At 48.3% G+C, this 17,326-nt stretch carries 18 protein-coding genes and 1 pseudogene; 3 read left to right on the top strand and 16 right to left on the bottom strand.

Features of this window, described 5'->3' with window-relative positions; all coding sequences use genetic code 11:
- Window positions 1-42 precede the first annotated feature (42 nt).
- The 10 genes from DNHGIG_RS08095 to ispE form a co-directional block, all read right to left on the bottom strand.
- The gene (locus tag DNHGIG_RS08095) at window positions 43-276 is read right to left on the bottom strand and encodes an anti-sigma-F factor Fin (protein ID WP_282199190.1); all 234 of its coding nucleotides are present in this window, start codon (window positions 274-276) and stop codon (window positions 43-45) included.
- Between the two features lie 174 nt (window positions 277-450).
- On the bottom strand, window positions 451-1,011 hold the full coding sequence (gene pth, locus DNHGIG_RS08090; RefSeq protein ID WP_282199189.1) for an aminoacyl-tRNA hydrolase: 561 nt from the start codon (window positions 1,009-1,011) through the stop codon (window positions 451-453).
- Window positions 1,012-1,589: 578 nt separating this feature from the next.
- Window positions 1,590-2,225 (bottom strand): 50S ribosomal protein L25, encoded by a 636-nt coding sequence (locus DNHGIG_RS08085; protein WP_282199188.1) that lies wholly within the window; start codon window positions 2,223-2,225, stop codon window positions 1,590-1,592.
- A 61-nt stretch (window positions 2,226-2,286) separates the two neighbouring features.
- Window positions 2,287-3,159: a UTP--glucose-1-phosphate uridylyltransferase GalU gene (gene galU, locus DNHGIG_RS08080; protein ID WP_282199187.1), complete on the bottom strand. Its 873-nt coding sequence runs from the start codon at window positions 3,157-3,159 to the stop codon at window positions 2,287-2,289.
- Between the two features lie 74 nt (window positions 3,160-3,233).
- Window positions 3,234-4,181 carry a ribose-phosphate diphosphokinase gene (locus tag DNHGIG_RS08075; RefSeq protein ID WP_282199186.1) on the bottom strand — a complete coding sequence of 316 codons (948 nt, stop codon included), beginning with the start codon at window positions 4,179-4,181 and terminating at the stop codon, window positions 3,234-3,236.
- Window positions 4,182-4,193: 12 nt separating this feature from the next.
- Window positions 4,194-5,588 (bottom strand): bifunctional UDP-N-acetylglucosamine diphosphorylase/glucosamine-1-phosphate N-acetyltransferase GlmU, encoded by a 1,395-nt coding sequence (glmU, locus tag DNHGIG_RS08070; protein WP_282199185.1) that lies wholly within the window; start codon window positions 5,586-5,588, stop codon window positions 4,194-4,196.
- 391 nt (window positions 5,589-5,979) lie between these two features.
- Window positions 5,980-6,255, bottom strand: coding sequence for a septation regulator SpoVG (gene spoVG, locus DNHGIG_RS08065; RefSeq protein WP_282201384.1), 276 nt, complete (start codon window positions 6,253-6,255; stop codon window positions 5,980-5,982).
- Between the two features lie 368 nt (window positions 6,256-6,623).
- Window positions 6,624-7,445: a pur operon repressor gene (purR, locus tag DNHGIG_RS08060; protein ID WP_439647730.1), complete on the bottom strand. Its 822-nt coding sequence runs from the start codon at window positions 7,443-7,445 to the stop codon at window positions 6,624-6,626.
- A gap of 39 nt (window positions 7,446-7,484) precedes the next feature.
- Complete coding sequence (gene mobA, locus DNHGIG_RS08055; RefSeq protein WP_282199183.1) at window positions 7,485-8,273, bottom strand: molybdenum cofactor guanylyltransferase; 789 nt, start codon at window positions 8,271-8,273, stop codon at window positions 7,485-7,487.
- Window positions 8,274-8,349: 76 nt separating this feature from the next.
- Entirely contained in the window at window positions 8,350-9,207 is an 858-nt protein-coding gene (gene ispE, locus DNHGIG_RS08050) for a 4-(cytidine 5'-diphospho)-2-C-methyl-D-erythritol kinase (protein ID WP_282199182.1), read from the bottom strand.
- A 239-nt stretch (window positions 9,208-9,446) separates the two neighbouring features.
- Here ispE and DNHGIG_RS08045 point away from each other — a divergent pair, with 239 nt between their 5' ends.
- Together DNHGIG_RS08045 and DNHGIG_RS08040 are read left to right on the top strand one after the other, a co-directional pair.
- The gene (locus DNHGIG_RS08045; protein ID WP_282199181.1) at window positions 9,447-9,788 is read left to right on the top strand and encodes a hypothetical protein; all 342 of its coding nucleotides are present in this window, start codon (window positions 9,447-9,449) and stop codon (window positions 9,786-9,788) included.
- Window positions 9,789-10,078: 290 nt separating this feature from the next.
- Entirely contained in the window at window positions 10,079-10,420 is a 342-nt protein-coding gene (locus tag DNHGIG_RS08040) for a hypothetical protein (protein ID WP_282199180.1), read from the top strand.
- Window positions 10,421-10,493: 73 nt separating this feature from the next.
- Here DNHGIG_RS08040 and cphA read toward each other — a convergent pair whose 3' ends face one another.
- The 6 genes from cphA to DNHGIG_RS08010 all read right to left on the bottom strand — a co-directional run bounded on the left by cphA (window position 10,494) and on the right by DNHGIG_RS08010 (window position 16,551).
- Window positions 10,494-13,154 carry a cyanophycin synthetase gene (cphA, locus tag DNHGIG_RS08035; protein WP_282199179.1) on the bottom strand — a complete coding sequence of 887 codons (2,661 nt, stop codon included), beginning with the start codon at window positions 13,152-13,154 and terminating at the stop codon, window positions 10,494-10,496.
- Window positions 13,155-13,158: 4 nt separating this feature from the next.
- Complete coding sequence (locus tag DNHGIG_RS08030; protein WP_282199178.1) at window positions 13,159-14,001, bottom strand: cyanophycinase; 843 nt, start codon at window positions 13,999-14,001, stop codon at window positions 13,159-13,161.
- A 151-nt stretch (window positions 14,002-14,152) separates the two neighbouring features.
- Window positions 14,153-14,335 (bottom strand): small, acid-soluble spore protein, alpha/beta type, encoded by a 183-nt coding sequence (locus DNHGIG_RS08025; protein WP_282199177.1) that lies wholly within the window; start codon window positions 14,333-14,335, stop codon window positions 14,153-14,155.
- Window positions 14,336-14,487: 152 nt separating this feature from the next.
- Complete coding sequence (veg, locus tag DNHGIG_RS08020; protein WP_282199176.1) at window positions 14,488-14,769, bottom strand: biofilm formation stimulator Veg; 282 nt, start codon at window positions 14,767-14,769, stop codon at window positions 14,488-14,490.
- 114 nt (window positions 14,770-14,883) lie between these two features.
- Window positions 14,884-15,735 carry a sporulation peptidase YabG gene (gene yabG, locus DNHGIG_RS08015; protein ID WP_369414752.1) on the bottom strand — a complete coding sequence of 284 codons (852 nt, stop codon included), beginning with the start codon at window positions 15,733-15,735 and terminating at the stop codon, window positions 14,884-14,886.
- Between the two features lie 192 nt (window positions 15,736-15,927).
- On the bottom strand, window positions 15,928-16,551 hold the full coding sequence (locus tag DNHGIG_RS08010; protein WP_282199174.1) for a LysE family translocator: 624 nt from the start codon (window positions 16,549-16,551) through the stop codon (window positions 15,928-15,930).
- A 103-nt stretch (window positions 16,552-16,654) separates the two neighbouring features.
- Between DNHGIG_RS08010 and DNHGIG_RS08005 the strand changes: the two are divergent.
- Window positions 16,655-17,307: pseudogene (locus DNHGIG_RS08005) on the top strand (MOSC domain-containing protein).
- Window positions 17,308-17,326: the final 19 nt, after the last annotated feature.

Genomic DNA, 17,326 nt, shown 5'->3' with positions numbered 1-17,326 from the left:
GCCTTAGCCACAACGACCAAGGCATATATTCGTGAGTAGACTTTACTGCAGTGGATTCTCAAGCAACATTAACTCGGGATGCTGCTCCAGTGCCTGTTGGCAAAAGTCGCAGACGGTCTTCACATAGGCACGATTCTCCACTTTATTATAGCTAATTATATCGGCATGCTCTTCCGGCGTCAAGGAATGAAAGCCCAGTCTCCTGTCATCCACGCGGTTCCCGTCCACTTGGCCGATATAAGAATGACAATGGCGGCAATAATAGATGATTTGCAAGGTCATCCCCCTCTTTTGAACATGCTCGATCGGAAGCGCGTCAACAATTACATGAGTAGTATGACCGCGGAATAGGAAAACCATACCTTGAATCACTTTGAAACCACTTGCAGTTTGTTAGAGGGATTTCTTTAAAAACTTGAAATTTCGTGCTTAGGTGGATGTGGCGCATGCTCATTTATTAAACTGATTCATCGCCTTTTCAAACCCGTCTGTCAAGATACATGCCATCGCTTCAACCGCCCGCTTCACGGCTTCTTCCATCAACGGACGTTCTTCACTGGTGAAACGGGACAGGACATGATTGATTACATCTCGCCCCGGTGCCGGGCGGCCAATGCCGATGCGGATACGATAAAATTCTTGGGTTCCCAAATGAGAAATGATCGATTTGATGCCATTATGTCCTCCCGCACTTCCTTTCACGCGCAGACGCAGCGAACCGGGTGGAAAATCCATGTCATCATACAGGATGATGAGATCTTCAATAGACGGCTTATACCAATCCACCAAGGCACGCACGGATTGCCCGCTCAAATTCATGTAAGTCATCGGCCTCACAAGCACGATTTTCTCCCCGCGATCGATCCCTTCCCCATAGAGTGCCTGAAACTTATTTTTCGTAACATCGATCCCGAAAGTCTTCGCTGCTTGATCGATCACATCGAAGCCGATGTTGTGGCGCGTGCCCTCGTACTCCTTCCCCGGATTCCCTAAACCAACGAATATTTTCATGATCCATCCCCATCCCGTTCAAATTTACAGGTAGCCCTCCATGCCGCAAGCTGCGCCATCAGAGGATGAAAAGTTTTTTGTGCAGGAAGAGAGATTTGAAGCTGCCATAAGCAACAGAGTGACTTTTGGGTGGATCGTATCGCTTTGCAGCGCAGAGGTGAGTTGAAGGTCGTTCCGCTTCCTTAAACCGTTCAAGAGGCCATATGCTTTGCGCGTAATAGCGACCTTGAAGGTCGTCTCGCAACATTTGATTATAATTCCATGCGCGAGACGACCTTCACGGAGCATGAGCGCAAAGCAAATGGCCTAAAGAACCCAAGCGCAAAGCGATACATCCACCCAAGCACTAGTTTTCAAGGTAGCCTCACAATCATCGTTCAATATAACTTTGTTCAAGGCTTCCGTCAATCCGTATGCCATCGAAATGATCCAATCGTCTGGGTCATGACACTTCCCTTTCTGTCTCCATCTCATTTCAAGAAAAAAGGATGTGAGTACACAAGGATCCCCTCTTACCTAAGCGAGAGTTGTCCCGTCCCCTACATCCTCAAATGGCTATTCATGTAATGGGCACATGATTATACATAAGCTTCTTCGCCTTTTCCTTCCGTATCATGCACGAGTTCAGGTTCTTTCGGTTCGATTTCCAGTTCCGGGGGGGCGTTCTTCGGTTCGATTACGGAAAGAACCACTTGATCCGGATCCGATTTGAGTTCACAACGTTCGGGAATCGGCAATTGGCCGACAAGCAATGCCTGGCCGATTTCCAGAGAACTGATATCCGCTGACACATGTTCGGGTACGTCCGCGGGCAAGGCTCGCACCATCACTTCACGCACTTGTTGTTGCACGATCCCTCCGCGCTTTTCCACCTGCTCCAAACCGACGAGGATGATCGGCACATCCACGTCCACAGGTTCATTCATTTGAACCGCATGAAAATCGATATGTAAAACCCGCTTACTGACAGGCTCGCGTTCAATCTTATGAACCATCGCCGAATAGGTGCCTTTCCCGTCGACCTGTAGCTCGACAAGTCCATAACCGTTGTGATGAGCCAGCTTTTTAAACGCTTCTGGAGTGATATAGATGGGGGTCGGTTCGACCGACTTACCGTACAGGATCGCAGGTACTCCCCCTTCACGGCGAATCTGATTGCGTTCCCCTTTTGTGAGTGCTGTTCGCAAGCCCGCTTGTAAAATGATTCGCTCCATACGTGGATAACCTCCTATTCTTCCATCACAGTATCAGGTTATCCAACTTGGCGGGAAACTATCATAGCAAATGTTCTTTTACTGCTTTGCACAAGTGCCGTAAGAACCCCTCGCGCAAATCCTCCCTTTTTAATGCGAAATCGACCGTCGCTTCGAGATAACCGCTTTTGCTTCCGACATCATACAACTTGCCTTCGAACATGTAAGCGATAATCTCTTGCATGCGGTTCAGTTCACGCAAACCGTCGGTCAATTGGATCTCTCCTCCGATGCCTGGGGATAGATTCTGAAGAATGGAGAAAATCTCCGGATTGAGTATATATCTGCCCGCGATCGCAAGATTGGACGGGGGATTGGACTTCGGTTTTTCCACCAAATCGCGTACGCGGTAACGGTTGGTGGCAAGCGTTTCTCCATCGATGATTCCATACTTGTGCACATCAGACCATTCGACGGGAAGCACCGCCAACACGTTGCTTTGCGTTTGCTCATACACGTCGATCAATTGTTGCAGACAAGGGACTTCATGATCGACCACAATATCCCCGAGCATCACTGCAAAGGGTTCGTTCCCCACAAATGTGCGCGCACAAGAGATCGCATGGCCTAAACCGAGCGGCTCTTTCTGCCTGATGTAGTGAACGTTCACCATGTCAGAGATGTCTCGCACCTGACGCAATAGCTCGTGTTGGCCTGCCCGTTCCAATATCACTTCCAATTCGAACGATTTGTCAAAATGATCTTCGATCGCCCGTTTATGCCGCCCGGTAACGATCAGGATATCCTCGATGCCTGAATGCACCGCTTCCTCGATAATCCATTGGATCACAGGCTTATCGATCAGGGGAAGCATTTCTTTCGGCATCGCTTTGGTGGCGGGGAGAAAGCGCGTTCCCAGACCGGCCGCCGGAATAATCGCTTTCGTTACTTTCACAGGAATCACTCCATACAAAAATCGACATCGTAGATTCTTGTAGAAAAAGCGGGGTCGTCCCCCGCTTGTTTCGATCAGTCAAACAATGTGCTTACGGATTCTTCATTATGAATGCGTTCGATCGCCTGCGCGATCAGGTTCGCAACAGAACGTACTACGATCTTCGAACTTCTTTTCTCTTCAGGAAGGTAGATGGAATTCGTCACGACCACTTCGCGGATGACCGAATCTTCCAAGCGTTGGATGGCCGGGCCGGAAAAGACGGGATGCGTACAACACGCATAGACGGCTTTGGCTCCCCGTTCGATCAGTGCCTTGGCCCCTAGAGTAATCGTCCCCGCCGTATCGATGATATCATCAATCATGATGGCAGTCTTGCCTTCAATCGAACCGATAATGTTCATGACTTCCGCGACGTTCGGTTCGGGACGGCGTTTATCAATAATGGCTATCGGCGCTCCTAAACGCTCTGCCATTCCCCTTGCCCGCGTCACGCCACCCATATCGGGAGAAACGACAACGATATCTTCCAAATTCTTCTCCTCGAAATAAGAAGCGAGAATCGGTTCTGCGATCAAATGATCCACAGGGATATCGAAGAAGCCTTGGATTTGTCCAGCGTGGAGATCCATGGTAATCACACGATGGGCGCCCGCTGTCTGAATTAAGTTTGCCACCAACTTTGCCGTAATCGGATCCCGCGCCCGAGCTTTTCGGTCTTGGCGCGCATATCCATAATATGGGATAACTACATTGATTGTGCCGGCTGACGCACGCTTCAACGCATCCACCATGATCAACAATTCCATCAAATGTTCATTACAAGGCGCAGAAGTAGGCTGAATCACAAACACATCGCAACCACGTACGCTTTCCTCAAGTTTCACGCGTATCTCTCCATCGGAAAAGCGGGTCACGTGGGAAATGCCCAATTCAATATCCAATGCTTTTGCAATTTCTTGAGCCAGTTGCGGATTAGCGTTACAGGTAAAAACTTTCAGCTTCTTATCACGATATCCCATGTACTGAACTCCTCACTTTTTCAGGCTCCGTTCTTTCAAACGGGCCTCTAATTTCGCTTGATATCCTTCTTTAGTCACCTGTCGCTCTCGGGCGATCGCCAAAGCACCGTCCGGAACGGAATCGGTAATCGTCGAACCTGCGGCCACATACGCGTGGTCACCTACGGTTACAGGCGCAACGAGATTGGAATTGCTGCCGATGAAACTGTGATCGCCTACAACCGTGCGATGTTTCTTCACGCCATCGTAATTAACGGTGATCACGCCACAGCCGATATTCGTATGGCAGCCAATATCCGCATCCCCTACATATGCGAGATGTGGAACTTTACTTCCTTTACCGATGACCGAATTCTTAATTTCGACAAAATCCCCGACTTTCACGCCATCTTCAATCTTTGTACCCGGGCGGATATAGGTGAAGGGGCCCATGGTCACATGGTTGCCGATCGTAGCGCTATCGAGAACCGCCTGCTTGATTGCTGTATAGTCTCCCACTGTGCTTTGCGAAATCTGCACATTCGGGCCAATTTCACACCCCGAGCCGATCCTCGTTCCTCTTTGCAAATAGGTGCCAGGATAAAGAACCGTATCCGCACCGATCTCTACATCCGCGTCGATATAGATAGAGTCCGGATCGACCATGGAAACACCATTCTTCATGTGATGCAATCGGATGCGTCTTCGTAAAATCCCATCGACATGGGCCAATTGGGCGCGATCGTTTACACCCAAGATCTCATCAGAATCCTGCACGGTGTATGCTTCTACGCGAAGTCCCTGGCTTCGGATAATGCTTAAACAATCGGTCAGGTAATATTCCTTTTGCGCATTGTTGTTGTCCAATTGTCTCAATGCTTGCAGAAGCGCTCGATTATCAAAACAATATGTCCCTGAGTTCACTTCCGAAACCGCTTTCTCTTCTGCCGTTGCGTCTTTTTCCTCAACGATGCGCAAAACACTGCCGTCCGTATCACGTATAATTCGTCCATAACCGAAAGGTTGATCAACAATGGCAGTCAAAACGGTCGCTGCGGCACCTTTTTCCCGATGAGTCGAAAGCATCGCTCGAATCGTTTCTGCTGAAATCAAAGGGGTATCTCCGTAACACACCAGTGTGGTTCCTTCAAATCCTGAAAGCTGGGGGATCGCTTGCATGACAGCATGTCCGGTTCCCAGTTGCTCGTTTTGGTAAACAAATTCCACTTGTTCGCCAAGTTCTTCCCGCACCTGTTCGGCCAGACTCCCAATCACCACAAGCGTTCTTTGGATACCCGCCTGCTGCAGACTGTCCAACACGTGCCGGACCATCGGTTTGCCACAAACGGGATGCAACACTTTGTGCCGTTTTGATTTCATCCGCGTACCTTGACCGGCCGCCAAAACCACGGCATAGGCTTCAGACATCTCTCTTCCTCCCGATCCTCGTTTCCCGCATGTATATTCTATGCATATGTTTTTAGCATACGTCGAACCGAAAAAGGCTTTATGCGAAGCGTTTCACGGATGTACATCCGTGTCTCGTCGAAGCCTTTTTGACATCATGAAAGTATACGATGCGTTCATGCATATCTCCATGTATACTTTCACAAAGATAAGCAAAAATGATCGAACGATGTCCATTACACACTATAGCTTAAGAAAGCCCCTATTTCAACTTGGTAAAGAAACCCGTTCGTGAACAAAAAAAGAACAAGCATACATACAAAAGAAGGCTCTCGCATGTATGCTTGTTGAACACGTCTCGTATACAATTGCGGCTGTCTATCAATCGCGGCTTCTGGTACTGCACATGAAACTACGCACCTGAAGCAGCCATTTTTTCCGCTTGTTCGTAGGCGGCTAACACGGCATCCTCGATCATCTGGCGCGCTTTAGGCGTGATCGGGTGGGCGATATCGCGAAACTCTCCGTCAGGCGAACGTCTGCTTGGCATCGCTACAAAAAGTCCATTGTTTCCTTCGATGAGTCGCAAATCGTGAACAACGAATTCATGATCGATCGTGATCGATGCAATCGCCTTCATCCGCCCATCCGTGTTAACCCTGCGTAGACGCACATCTGTGATTTGCACCCCAAATTCACCATCCTTAGGTACGTGGTCATAATTTCCTCCATCCATCATATTCCACATTTTTTTCGAAACTCCTTCCCCGAAAGAGCTCCAATATGAAAAATTCACATGATTCTCATATTTTGATCCGTGTATGATCACGAGACTTTTTTTAAAACACTTTCCTTAGCGATCCGTTGGTCACATGTTTCGTGGGGAATATAAAGATTCCTTAAAGAGGACAGAAATGCCGCTTTTGGATGATATGGAAAGGGAATGGAATGTTTTTCGAACAGACACGGGGACAGATACCTGTTGACTTGTGGAGAAAGCGGGAAGCGTAACGATACGCTCCCACTGAGAGTCGCGACACCAAACGGTTAAAAGATCTACGATTCAAAATACGTTCCGGGAATCACTTTGACCTCTCTCTCGGTTTCATTCACAGAATCCAAGGTGGTCAAAGAAATATAGTCGTTTCCTACCAGCTTGTCTGTTGGCTCCGATGTCGACATAAAGACCCCTACCCCAACGACCTCCGCGTGAAATTCGCGCATCAGGTCAGTCATCGCTTTCAGCGTTCCTCCTGCTTTCATAAAGTCATCGATCAACAAGACTTTTTTCCTCTCGGGTAAAGAACGCCTGGACAATGACATCGTTTGGATACGCCTCGAGCCGGATACATAATTAATCGATACAGCGGATCCTTCTGTTACGCGATGGTCGCGTCGTACGACGATAGCAGGGATTTGCAAATAACGCGATGTGGATACGGCCAATGGAATTCCTTTGGTTTCGACCGTCAACACATACTCCGCTCCCGTTTTGCGGAAGGCGGAAGCGAACATCCGCCCTGCCATGTCGAGAACTTCCGGTTTTCCCAGAATGTCCGACATATAAAGATAGCCGCCGGGTAATATCCGTTCTGGGTCTGCCAACACGGTAGCCATTTCCTTTACAAATTGTTCTGCTTGCACACGTGAACAGTCGGGGATGTAACGGACCCCACCCGCAGCCCCCGCCTGTGTCTCAAGTTGGCCCCAACCTTCTTGCTCAAATACTTCACGGATGATCGCCAAATCTTCAGACAGAGACGACTTGGCCGACGATAATCGATCCGCCATATCCGTTAAGGATAAGACGCGATTGGGATGTTCCAGGAGCGTCTGCGTGATTCGTACGATGCGTTCACTGCGACGCATATGCGCCACCTCCCGATCCTCTCGTCAAACACGAACATTATTAAGGAATCATACCATTTCTTTCGTGTTTGATGCAAGGGATTGACTCATCATTTTACGAGCCAATAATAAATCACTATGCTTGTCCACATCCGTACCGATTTGCGGATAAGGACTGATGATCGCTTTCGCACGAATATCAAACAATTCACTGAAACGTTGTTCCAACTGAGCCAAGCGTAAAAACCCGTATACCTGGGAGAGGAGAAGACGGCACGTGAAGGACCATCCCAATTCTGCAGAAATTTTCAAGGGGCTTTTGCGGTTTCGCAGAATCTCTTCCACCCGATTCGCCACACGCTTGATCACGGCCGGCCGTACGAGGAAGAGATTTCCGCCCGTAAACACGCCCTCGCGTAATTTGACATACGTGCGTTTCATCCTCGGAAACTCGCGTTCCGTATCTTCCTTTCTGATAATCGGGTAATAAAAATCAACGCTTGCATCCATCCCACAGCGCTCAAGGAAATCGTTCACCGCTTCCGTAGTTAAAAAGGGAATGTCACAAGTGGTAAGCAAGATCAGTTCATCCTCATGTTCCGCCTGTTCTACGCCAAGAAGCACGTTCTCCATGAGACGTTCACGCGCTTGAATGACACGAAGGCGCATGTTTCCCTGCTGCTTCACCCAAGATTCAATGTTCCTCGGACCTACAATGATCTGTTCGTCGATCGCCTGTACACCTGCCAATGCTTGTAAAACATAATCGATCATAGGCCTGTTTTCGATCGTAAGGAACGCTTTTTCCTGTTCTTCCAATCCTGTGATAAGCCCACCAGCCAAAATCACCGCACGCATGGAAGTCACCTGCTCTGTTCGTTCGTTTCTTCTCTATGGTTAGTATGAACAGAGGATCCTTTTTTTAGCCGTGACACTACAAAAACCGGCTCAGATACACTTCCCGTGAAAATCCGCGAAATGCGTTGTAGATGCGAAACGCGCGCGACTCGCGGTCGACGATGCCAAACACGGTAGGACCGGAGCCAGACATGAGGGCTCCTTGTGCACCGAACTCATACATCTTCTTTTTGATGCGTTCGACTTCCGGATGCATGCGAAATGTGACGCGCTCCAGTACATTTCCAAGATGTTCGGAAATCTTGGCAACAGGATTGTTTGCCTGAAGGGATTCGAGCATAGCCATTGTATTGGGATGGTCGGTAATCGCATTCACATCCAAAGCGCCATAAACATCAGCGGTAGAAACGGCGATCGGAGGTTTGACGAGAACGACCCACACGTGAGGAGGCGTGTGATGAATCCGCTCGATCTGCTCGCCTCTCCCCCTCGCGATAGCCGTACCCCCATAGACGCAGAAAGGTACATCAGAACCGATGGAAGCGGCCAGATGCGCCAAATCGTCGAGGGAAAGATGTAACTTCCATAGACGGTTTAACCCCCGCAAAACGGCCGCCGCATCGCTCGATCCGCCGGCCAGCCCAGCCGCGACGGGTATTTTTTTATCCAGATGAATATGTACCCCATGTTTGATTTGAAAGGTCCGTTTGATGAGAGCCGCTGCCTTATATGCCAGATTCCGTTCATCGGTGGGAATATAGGGTACCGAGCAGGAGATTTCGATACGATCTTCCTCAAGATGCTGTAACGTAAGATGATCGGAGAGATCGATCGTCTGCATGACCATTTCCACTTCATGATAACCGTCCGGCCGTTTGTACAAAACATCAAGCGTTAGGTTGATCTTCGCCCGGGCTTTTTCGATCACGTGCATGTGTACACCTACCTGATTCGTTCTTTTCCTACATCTTACCCGAAGAAGGAAGAAAGGGACAACTCTCAAGAAAAAGAGACCTATTAACAGGAAAATAGGGGCAATTTTTTTAATTATAGAAGGATTTGTATATATTCTGTCGAATCTAGTATTTTAGGTGATTTTAACCATATATAAAGGGAGGTACATTTTAAAATTAAAAAATTTTTCTTCCATGCCGCTTTTTAATTGTCTTGGCTATGGTTTTATCTGTTTCAGTAGGAACGATCTTTGCTGCAACCCCAAAAAGTATTGGTGGAGGTGGAAGTAGCACCAGCTATGAAAATGGTGTAAGTATGCTAGCAGGGGATATTTTGGTCACACAAGATACATCTTCTTCAGGAATAACAGGACATGCTGCTATTGTAGTCAGCCCTGGGAGTATTGTGCATATTAAGGGCCCGGGTTATCATCCTGAAATAGTTACCTATAATTGGTGGAAGTTAAACTATCCAAGAACACTAAAAGTAATTCGTTTTAATGATGCTACGAAAGCGGCAAAAGCGGGCCAATGGGCCTTGAACTACAAAACCAATTATTAGAATGCTTCATATGGACTGGGTTCCCTCTATGGTGATTATAATATGACATATTGTTCTAAAATAGTTTGGCAAGCCTTTTATTACGGTGCAGGAGTAACTCTTCCAACTTCATCAAATCCCGGATATTATATGCCGATGTGTTCTCCATATGATTTATTACGTGCCACAAATGTTACTACCGTTTATACAAAAGGAAATTGGTAAAGAATCCTTTGTCGAAATATTCATTCAGTAGAAAAGAGGGCCGATCATTACGGATGAGACGATTTAAAATAAAATGGGTCATACTGTTGATTTTGATTGGTTTCATTGTCGGCATTATTCTCGTAGGACATAGTGATTGGAATCGGGAATACCAATTCAAAAGAGGACTCGAACAATTAAAGTCAGTGGATGATATTGGATATGATTCGGATCTTGAGGCCGCAAAAGAAATCATTTCTATGCCTCGGCCCCTTTCTATAAAAATACTAAATCGTTCTATAAATACAAAACCGCAGCATCCCGCTTATCTTGAGGTAGTTGAAATGAATGGTAAAAAATATGAAATAGGGGTTGAGTGTTTTACGGATCCCCTTCCCTGGACTCCATTCGAAATCTGGACAATCACTACCGTTCAACGAGCGAAGTAGAGTTTCTTCGGAAAAGTATAAAGCCCCCTCGTTCCATGATCAGACACGAAGGGGCTCTTCTTTTATACCGCGACTACACTTTGGCAATACTCTTCATCTTTACCAACGCTCCGCCGACTGTCGAGACAGACATAGCGTTCCAACGTTGGAGGACTTGCAGAATAGGTTCGATCTTTTCGTAGAAAACAATCACGATTTCACCGGGCTCCAGTTCCTTCAAGGCGGTTTCCAGCGCTTCACACTCATCATAAATGATGCGATACTCGCGCTCGGGTACTTCGGCTTCTACCGCTTTTCGCATGATCTCGGCGATTTCCCCCCGTGCGCGACCGCGCGTATCCTTGTCTTCTTTGATGATCAAACGGTGAAAACCGTGTGCAGCCACACGCGCCGCCGTTTCCACGATTACGTTGTTTCGGTCTCCCGGTACGCCGATAATACCTGTGACCCGGTGAGCCGGCAAATGTTGTGCCATCTTGCAGATCGCGGCGAAGGAGTCCGGGTTGTGACCATAATCGACCATGACATACCCTTGGCCCACCTGATACAAGTTTGCCCTTCCCGGATTATGTACATCGCTACGGAACCCTGTCAGAGCCCGTGCGATCCGTTCGTGGCTCATCCCGTAAGCCCGGCATGCGGCGATGGATGCCATAGCATTGGCTACATGAAACTGGGCGACCCCATACATGGTGACGGGAATATCTTCTACAGGCATGACAGCCCTTTCCGTATCGCCACAGGCTTCAATAATCCAGTCATTCTTCAGAAAATAAGCCGTTCCCCCTTCCGCCAGGTGACGCATGATGACAGGATGATCCGCTTTTAAAGAGAAATACACGATCTGTTTTTTCGTTTTTTTCATGCGTGGATGACTCGGAATTTCTACGACATTCGGATCATCCGCATTCAAGACGACCGTCCCGCCGTCACGAACGCGTTCCGCGACAAGTGATTTGATAAAGATGAGATCCTCGATCTCTTCGATCCCGTCTTGTCCGATATGATCCGGTTGAATGTTGGTGATCACAGCCACATCCGCCCAATCGTAACCGAGACCCGATCGCACGATCCCACCTCTCGCCGTTTCGAGTACGGCGATCTCTACGCTCGGATCGCATAAGATCGTATGGGCGGAACGCGGCCCAGTGGTATCCCCTTTCTTGATACATGTACCACCGATATAGATTCCGTCTGTCGTGGTCATACCCACCGTACGCCCGGTGGCCATCATCACATGCCCGATCATCCTTGTTGTTGTCGTCTTCCCGTTGGTTCCCGTGATCGCCACGATCGGGATCCTTGAAGGAGAACCTTTCGGGAACAGCATCTCTACGATCGCGTCTCCGACATTGCGCGGTTGTCCGACAGAAGGGAAATGGTGCATCCTTATTCCCGGCGCCGCGTTGACCTCAATCACCGCTCCTCCTTCCCCCATCGGCTGTGAAATGTCTTTTAAGACGAGATCGATCCCGCAGACATCGAGACCGATAACTGTGGCGATGCGCTCACATAGACGCACGTTTTCTGGGTGAATGCTACTCGTCACATCGATGGCGATACCTCCAGTAGACAAGTTGGCATTGTCCCTCAGGTAAACAAGTTCGTCAGGCGCAGGAATATCGCTCAATCGGCGTCCCATGCGTGCCAGATAGCTGAGAACGAGCTCATCCACTTTGATTTTCGTCAATGGCTTCTCATGTCCCTCGCCTCGCAATGGATTGTTATTTTCCCGTGTGATCAGTTGCTCGATCGTGTGCTTTCCGTCACCGATGACATGAGCAGGCAAGCGTTCCGCCGCTGCGACCACCTGACCGCCGACGACCATGATGCGATAATGGCGCCCTTCGATATATTCCTCAACAATCACCCGCTCCGCTTCTTGTTTCGCCAGTTGAAAAGCACGCCTGACTTCGGCGGGAGTGTTCAGGCAAAGGCTGACCCCACGCCCTTGATTTCCGTCGTACGGTTTAATGACGACGGGTTTACCAATCTCCTTCAGCAGATCCAGCGCCTCCTGCTCGTCGGTGACCACACCCCCGCGCGGTACGGGGATGGCCGCGACATCGAGCAATCGTTTGGTTAGCTCTTTATCGCCGGCAATATCCACCCCGATCGCTTTCGTACTGTCGGCGATGGTCGCTTGTATACGCCGCAAATACTTGCCATAACCGAGTTGCACAAGACTTCCCTCATTGAGGCGCATGTAAGGGATACCTCTCTCTTTCGCCGCTTCCACAATTGCACGCGTGGACGGACCCAGCTCCGTTTTGGTAATGATTTGTTTGGCCTGCCGGATCTTTTCCTCCAACGGAAACGAATCATTTTTGACAAGCGCTTCCACCAGTTCGACAGCAGTACGTAACAGAAAGAGAGTACCCTTCTCCGCTTTGTACTCCACGACCACATCATAATATCCCGGTTCTCCCGCATAGAGCGTCTTCCCGAAGCAAACAGGCACTCCTGCCAGAACCGTGAGTTCAATCGCTACATGTTCCACAATATGTCCAAAATAAGTTCCTTCGTATAATCGTTCGATAAATCCGTACGGTCTCCCTGCAGCGCAATGATGATCGTGCAAACCGGGCAACAATTTGAGCAATCGGTCGATAAAGCCGGGAATCTCATAACTTTCTTTCTCTGTGAGATCTTCCAGATGCAATTTCATCAACACAACAGGTTTATAGTTATAAATATTCGGTCCGGGCAGGGTCCGAATTTCATGAATTCTCATGCCTTCAACTCCTCGTTCCCTCAGATTTCGAGGAATTCCTTTCTGCTTTTTCTATGATGGGTACACGGTCTCGCAAGTGAAACTTGTATCCATTCGGCAGGATATGTAACGTGACTCCACACAACGCTAAATCATCGTTCTCCCTCAATCCCCGCACATTGGAATAGGTAAGAGCCCCGGCATCCACGACCGTAACCGCACCGCTGCCGATGACACGAAACGTTTGATTTTCCACAACAACGGCAGTATTTTCATCAATGCCAAGTCCCAAATGATGCGGGTATTGCGCCACGGCTGACAGGAGACGCCCCAAACGTCCGCGTTGTGCAAAATGTTGATCGATGACAACCCCATGAATAAATTCCATTCCCGGTGCCATCTCCACAATACCGATACGTGGATTGGTCTCAGGTTCCCCCTCGACGATCATTGTGCTGGACATCATCGATGCACCCGCGCTCGTACCGGCGAGAAGCATGCCTTCTTCAAACCGTTTATGCAGCAGAGCATCGACCTCCGTGCCCCCGAGAAGCTCGGTAATCCTGATTTGATCGCCACCAGTGAAGAAAACGCATGTCGCTTCTTCAATCGCTTTCACGGCAGATCGTGCATTCGCATTTTCGCGAGACGACACATCAAACGTACGGACATCAGCAACCCCAAGCCTATGAAAGACCTCCAAATACTTGGCTCCCACTTCGAGAGGGACTTCGGTCGCCACCGTCATCACGACAACGCGGGCATGCGATCCGCCAGCCATCCGTACAACCTCTTGCAAAATTTCACATCTGTCTTCCTTATCTTCCGCCCCACCGATGATGACCAATCTCCCCGGTTCCTTGCTCAACCGTCAAGCCTCCTTGTTGAGAAAAAATGGTTGAAAAATGGTGAGTTCTAGAACCTATGATGACCCATTCACGGGATCCATATTCAAAAAAAGGAACCTGGACAGAAGTCCAGATTCCTTAAACGCCTCACTGAGGAAAGCCGCTACATGGCTATCTAGGCTTCTCCTCAAGCATCGCCTGCTCGGCAATCTCGATCGCCCGTTTCACCATGTTTCCTGCATCTTTCGTGCGGATTCCTCCCCATCCCTCACGCTGAACGGTGTCGTAGAAGCCAAGATCTTTTGCAAGTTCATACTTGAACTCATCCGACATCACTCCGCGACGACGTGCCATGGGTGAATCCTCCCTTTAGGTAAGGCGTAACGCTAGTGTTTCCGATTCCAAACAAAAAAATCCGCGACGAATCGTCGCGGACTCTCCAAGCCTGCATATTGTATTTATAGATCTATAGATATATAGAAAGGAAAAACGCCTGAAACGGCGTCTTATTCCTCTACATATGTGATACGAATATTATTACCATCATCCTTGCAAACCATCAGCTCTACCGTTTCTGTAAGAATATCGGCATAGCTGTACGATACCCGTTTAAAAGAGTTTCCTTGGTTGTCAAGCTTAACAACGAATACAGAAGGGTATGTTTCTTCGAGAATTCCTGTGCGTTCGATTGTCTTACGGCGACCACCGTTCGCACGCAGAACAATCTTCTCTCCGATGAGACCATCCAAGCTGCGTTTGATCTCATTGAGTGCATTTTTCGCTGACATACACACCACCTCTTTCCATCCAAGAGTATAGCATGTATTGACCAGCATGTCAAATTTAGTCGATTATTATATCAACGAGTCGTTTTTTCTGTCAACAGTATCTTTCTTCTTCTCCTAGAATGAAGACCGTGGAAGCCCAATGCGAAATTTTCCCCGCGATTCGATCCCCCCGAGGCCTTCAGTACCCGTGATGGTTGATTTGACAACATCGAAAATATTTACCGTTTGATTGATCGGCGTATACGCGATTTTCTCCGCGATGAATACCGGATCCAGCGCATGGATCAAGATGCGTTGAGGGGAAGAAGCAAAATTGGCACCGGCATCAAGCAACGCCTCATAATGGGATTGACAAGCCCCTGCAAAAATAATCAGATCATCCAGACTCCGCTCATACTTTCTTGCGACCCTTGCCGCACGGATGAAATGTTCGGAGTTGCGATAATTAAAAACATTGCCGATGTCATGGCCTTTACGGATCAGACCGTCATGGCCCGTCAAGATCAGGATATCCGGATGATACATCTCCAAAAAATGAGGCAGAATATCCGGCATTCTCTCTTCGCTCACATGATGTCCGATCGCCGGGATTCCGAGTTCTTCGTAAAAAAGCAAGCATTTCTCCAGGTACTTACCGTCTCCATCCAAATGAAGAACCCTTCCCGGACGTTCAAAAAAATCTTTCTCCTGTCTCGCTTTCACCCCGGCACGCAACATGTGTTTTTCTTGCTCGATTAAACGACGTTCACGAATTAACTGAAGCGTTTCTTTCTCTTCACGTCGATAAAATTTTTGGTACTCCTGCCACTCCTCATCGCTGACTGCAACGAGATCTTCAAAAGGCGCGTCTGCAAGAAGGCGGACTTCCATTCCTTTCAAAATTGCCTGACGCCTCACCTCATCGACTTCAACGATGCAGAAACATATATCTTTCGCGTAGGAGCGGCGAGCCACACGATCGCCCACTTTCCACAATATGCAGCCATCTCCTTCACACGATTTGGTAGTAATGTATGTGCATCGGCCCAAATTGGTCACACATGCGTGAGGGAGGAAACCTGGAAATTGTAACCGATCGTTTTCCATTCAATCCTATAAGTCACCCTGAAAATAGGACGATTCGGATTGATTTCACATCACGGTTTTGACCACGTGAATCTATTTTTCGGAGAGAGCCAAACGAATACCAATGAGTGCGAACACACCGGCTTTGAGCACATTCACATATTTCATAGCCCTCGTGCTTCCGATGATTTTTCTGCCGAAAGTTTCCGCACATACCGCCACGATTGTGAAGATCACAATCGCTTGAATCATGAACAGGACACCTAAGAAAATCATTTGCAACGACATGTGACCGCTTTCGGGTGACACGAACTGAGGGAGAAACGCAAGAAAGAAAAGAGAGACTTTGGGATTCAAAACATTCATGAAAATCCCGCGTTTGTACAGTGAAGACAGGCTCTGTTTGGGGACTGTTTCTGTCGAAAAAGCCTGCTTTCCTTCTTTGAACGCCTGCCAAGCCAAGTATAAAAGGTAAAGAGCCCCTGCGTATTTCAAGATCTGAAAAGCAAACACAGATTCGTGGAGAATGGCGGAAATTCCGAAAGCGGCAGCGAGCGTATGCACGGTCACTCCCGTACATAAACCGAATGCTGTTGCAATACCCGATTTTTTCCCGTGCGAGATGCTTTGCATGATGACAAACAGGATATCCGGTCCCGGAGCGATCGTGAGCAACATGGATACGACCAGAAAAGAAAGCACGTGGGAAACGTCCATCCTTTCACATCCCTTCTCAAGCCTGTAAAACTTTACTATCATTATGAGTGAAAGTATCAAGGGATGACAAGGAGAAATTCATGAAGACTGCGAGGGAATCGAGATGCCTGCCACCATGTACGAAATTGTCTCCGTTAATGTGGGAAAACCTGGTCTACTGCTTCATGAGGGGCAAGAAATCGTTACGGGGATTCAAAAGTCTCCCACAAAAGAATCTCTCTTCTTATCGTCTTGAACTTGGACGGAGATGGCCAAGCGGATCTGGTTTATCACGGGGGAAAAGATAAAGCCGTTTGTGTCTATTCCTACGATCATTATCCCTACTGGGAGCGCGTGCTGAAACGCAAGCTTGCTTACGCTGCCTTCGGGGAAAATCTGACGGTCAAGGGAATCAAAGAAGAGGAAATATGCATAGGGGATATTTTCCAATTCGGTGAAGCGATCGTACAAGTCAGCCAACCACGGCAACCCTGTCATAAACTGGCGAAGAAGCATAACATGAAAGATCTCCCCTTATTGGTACAAAAGACGGGATTCACCGGTTTCTACTTCCGTGTGTTGCGAGAAGGCTGGGTAGCGCAGGATCGTGGCTTGCGTCTTCTGCATAGACACCCCCTCGGGATCACGGTCGCCTTCGCCAATCAGATCATGCACCATGATAAAAAGAATCTGAAAGGGATTGAACAAATTCTCGCGGTCAAAGAACTCTCCGAAAGCTGGCGAAACACTTTCTTGAAACGTTTGCGTGAATCGTAATCAAAAAATGACGGTGATA

The organism is Collibacillus ludicampi (genome assembly GCF_023705585.1).
Taxonomy (GTDB): Bacteria; Bacillota; Bacilli; order Tumebacillales; family BOQE01; genus Collibacillus; species Collibacillus ludicampi.
The sequence above is the reverse complement of the archived record's forward strand: the minus strand, read 5'-3'. Positions and strand labels throughout refer to the sequence as shown.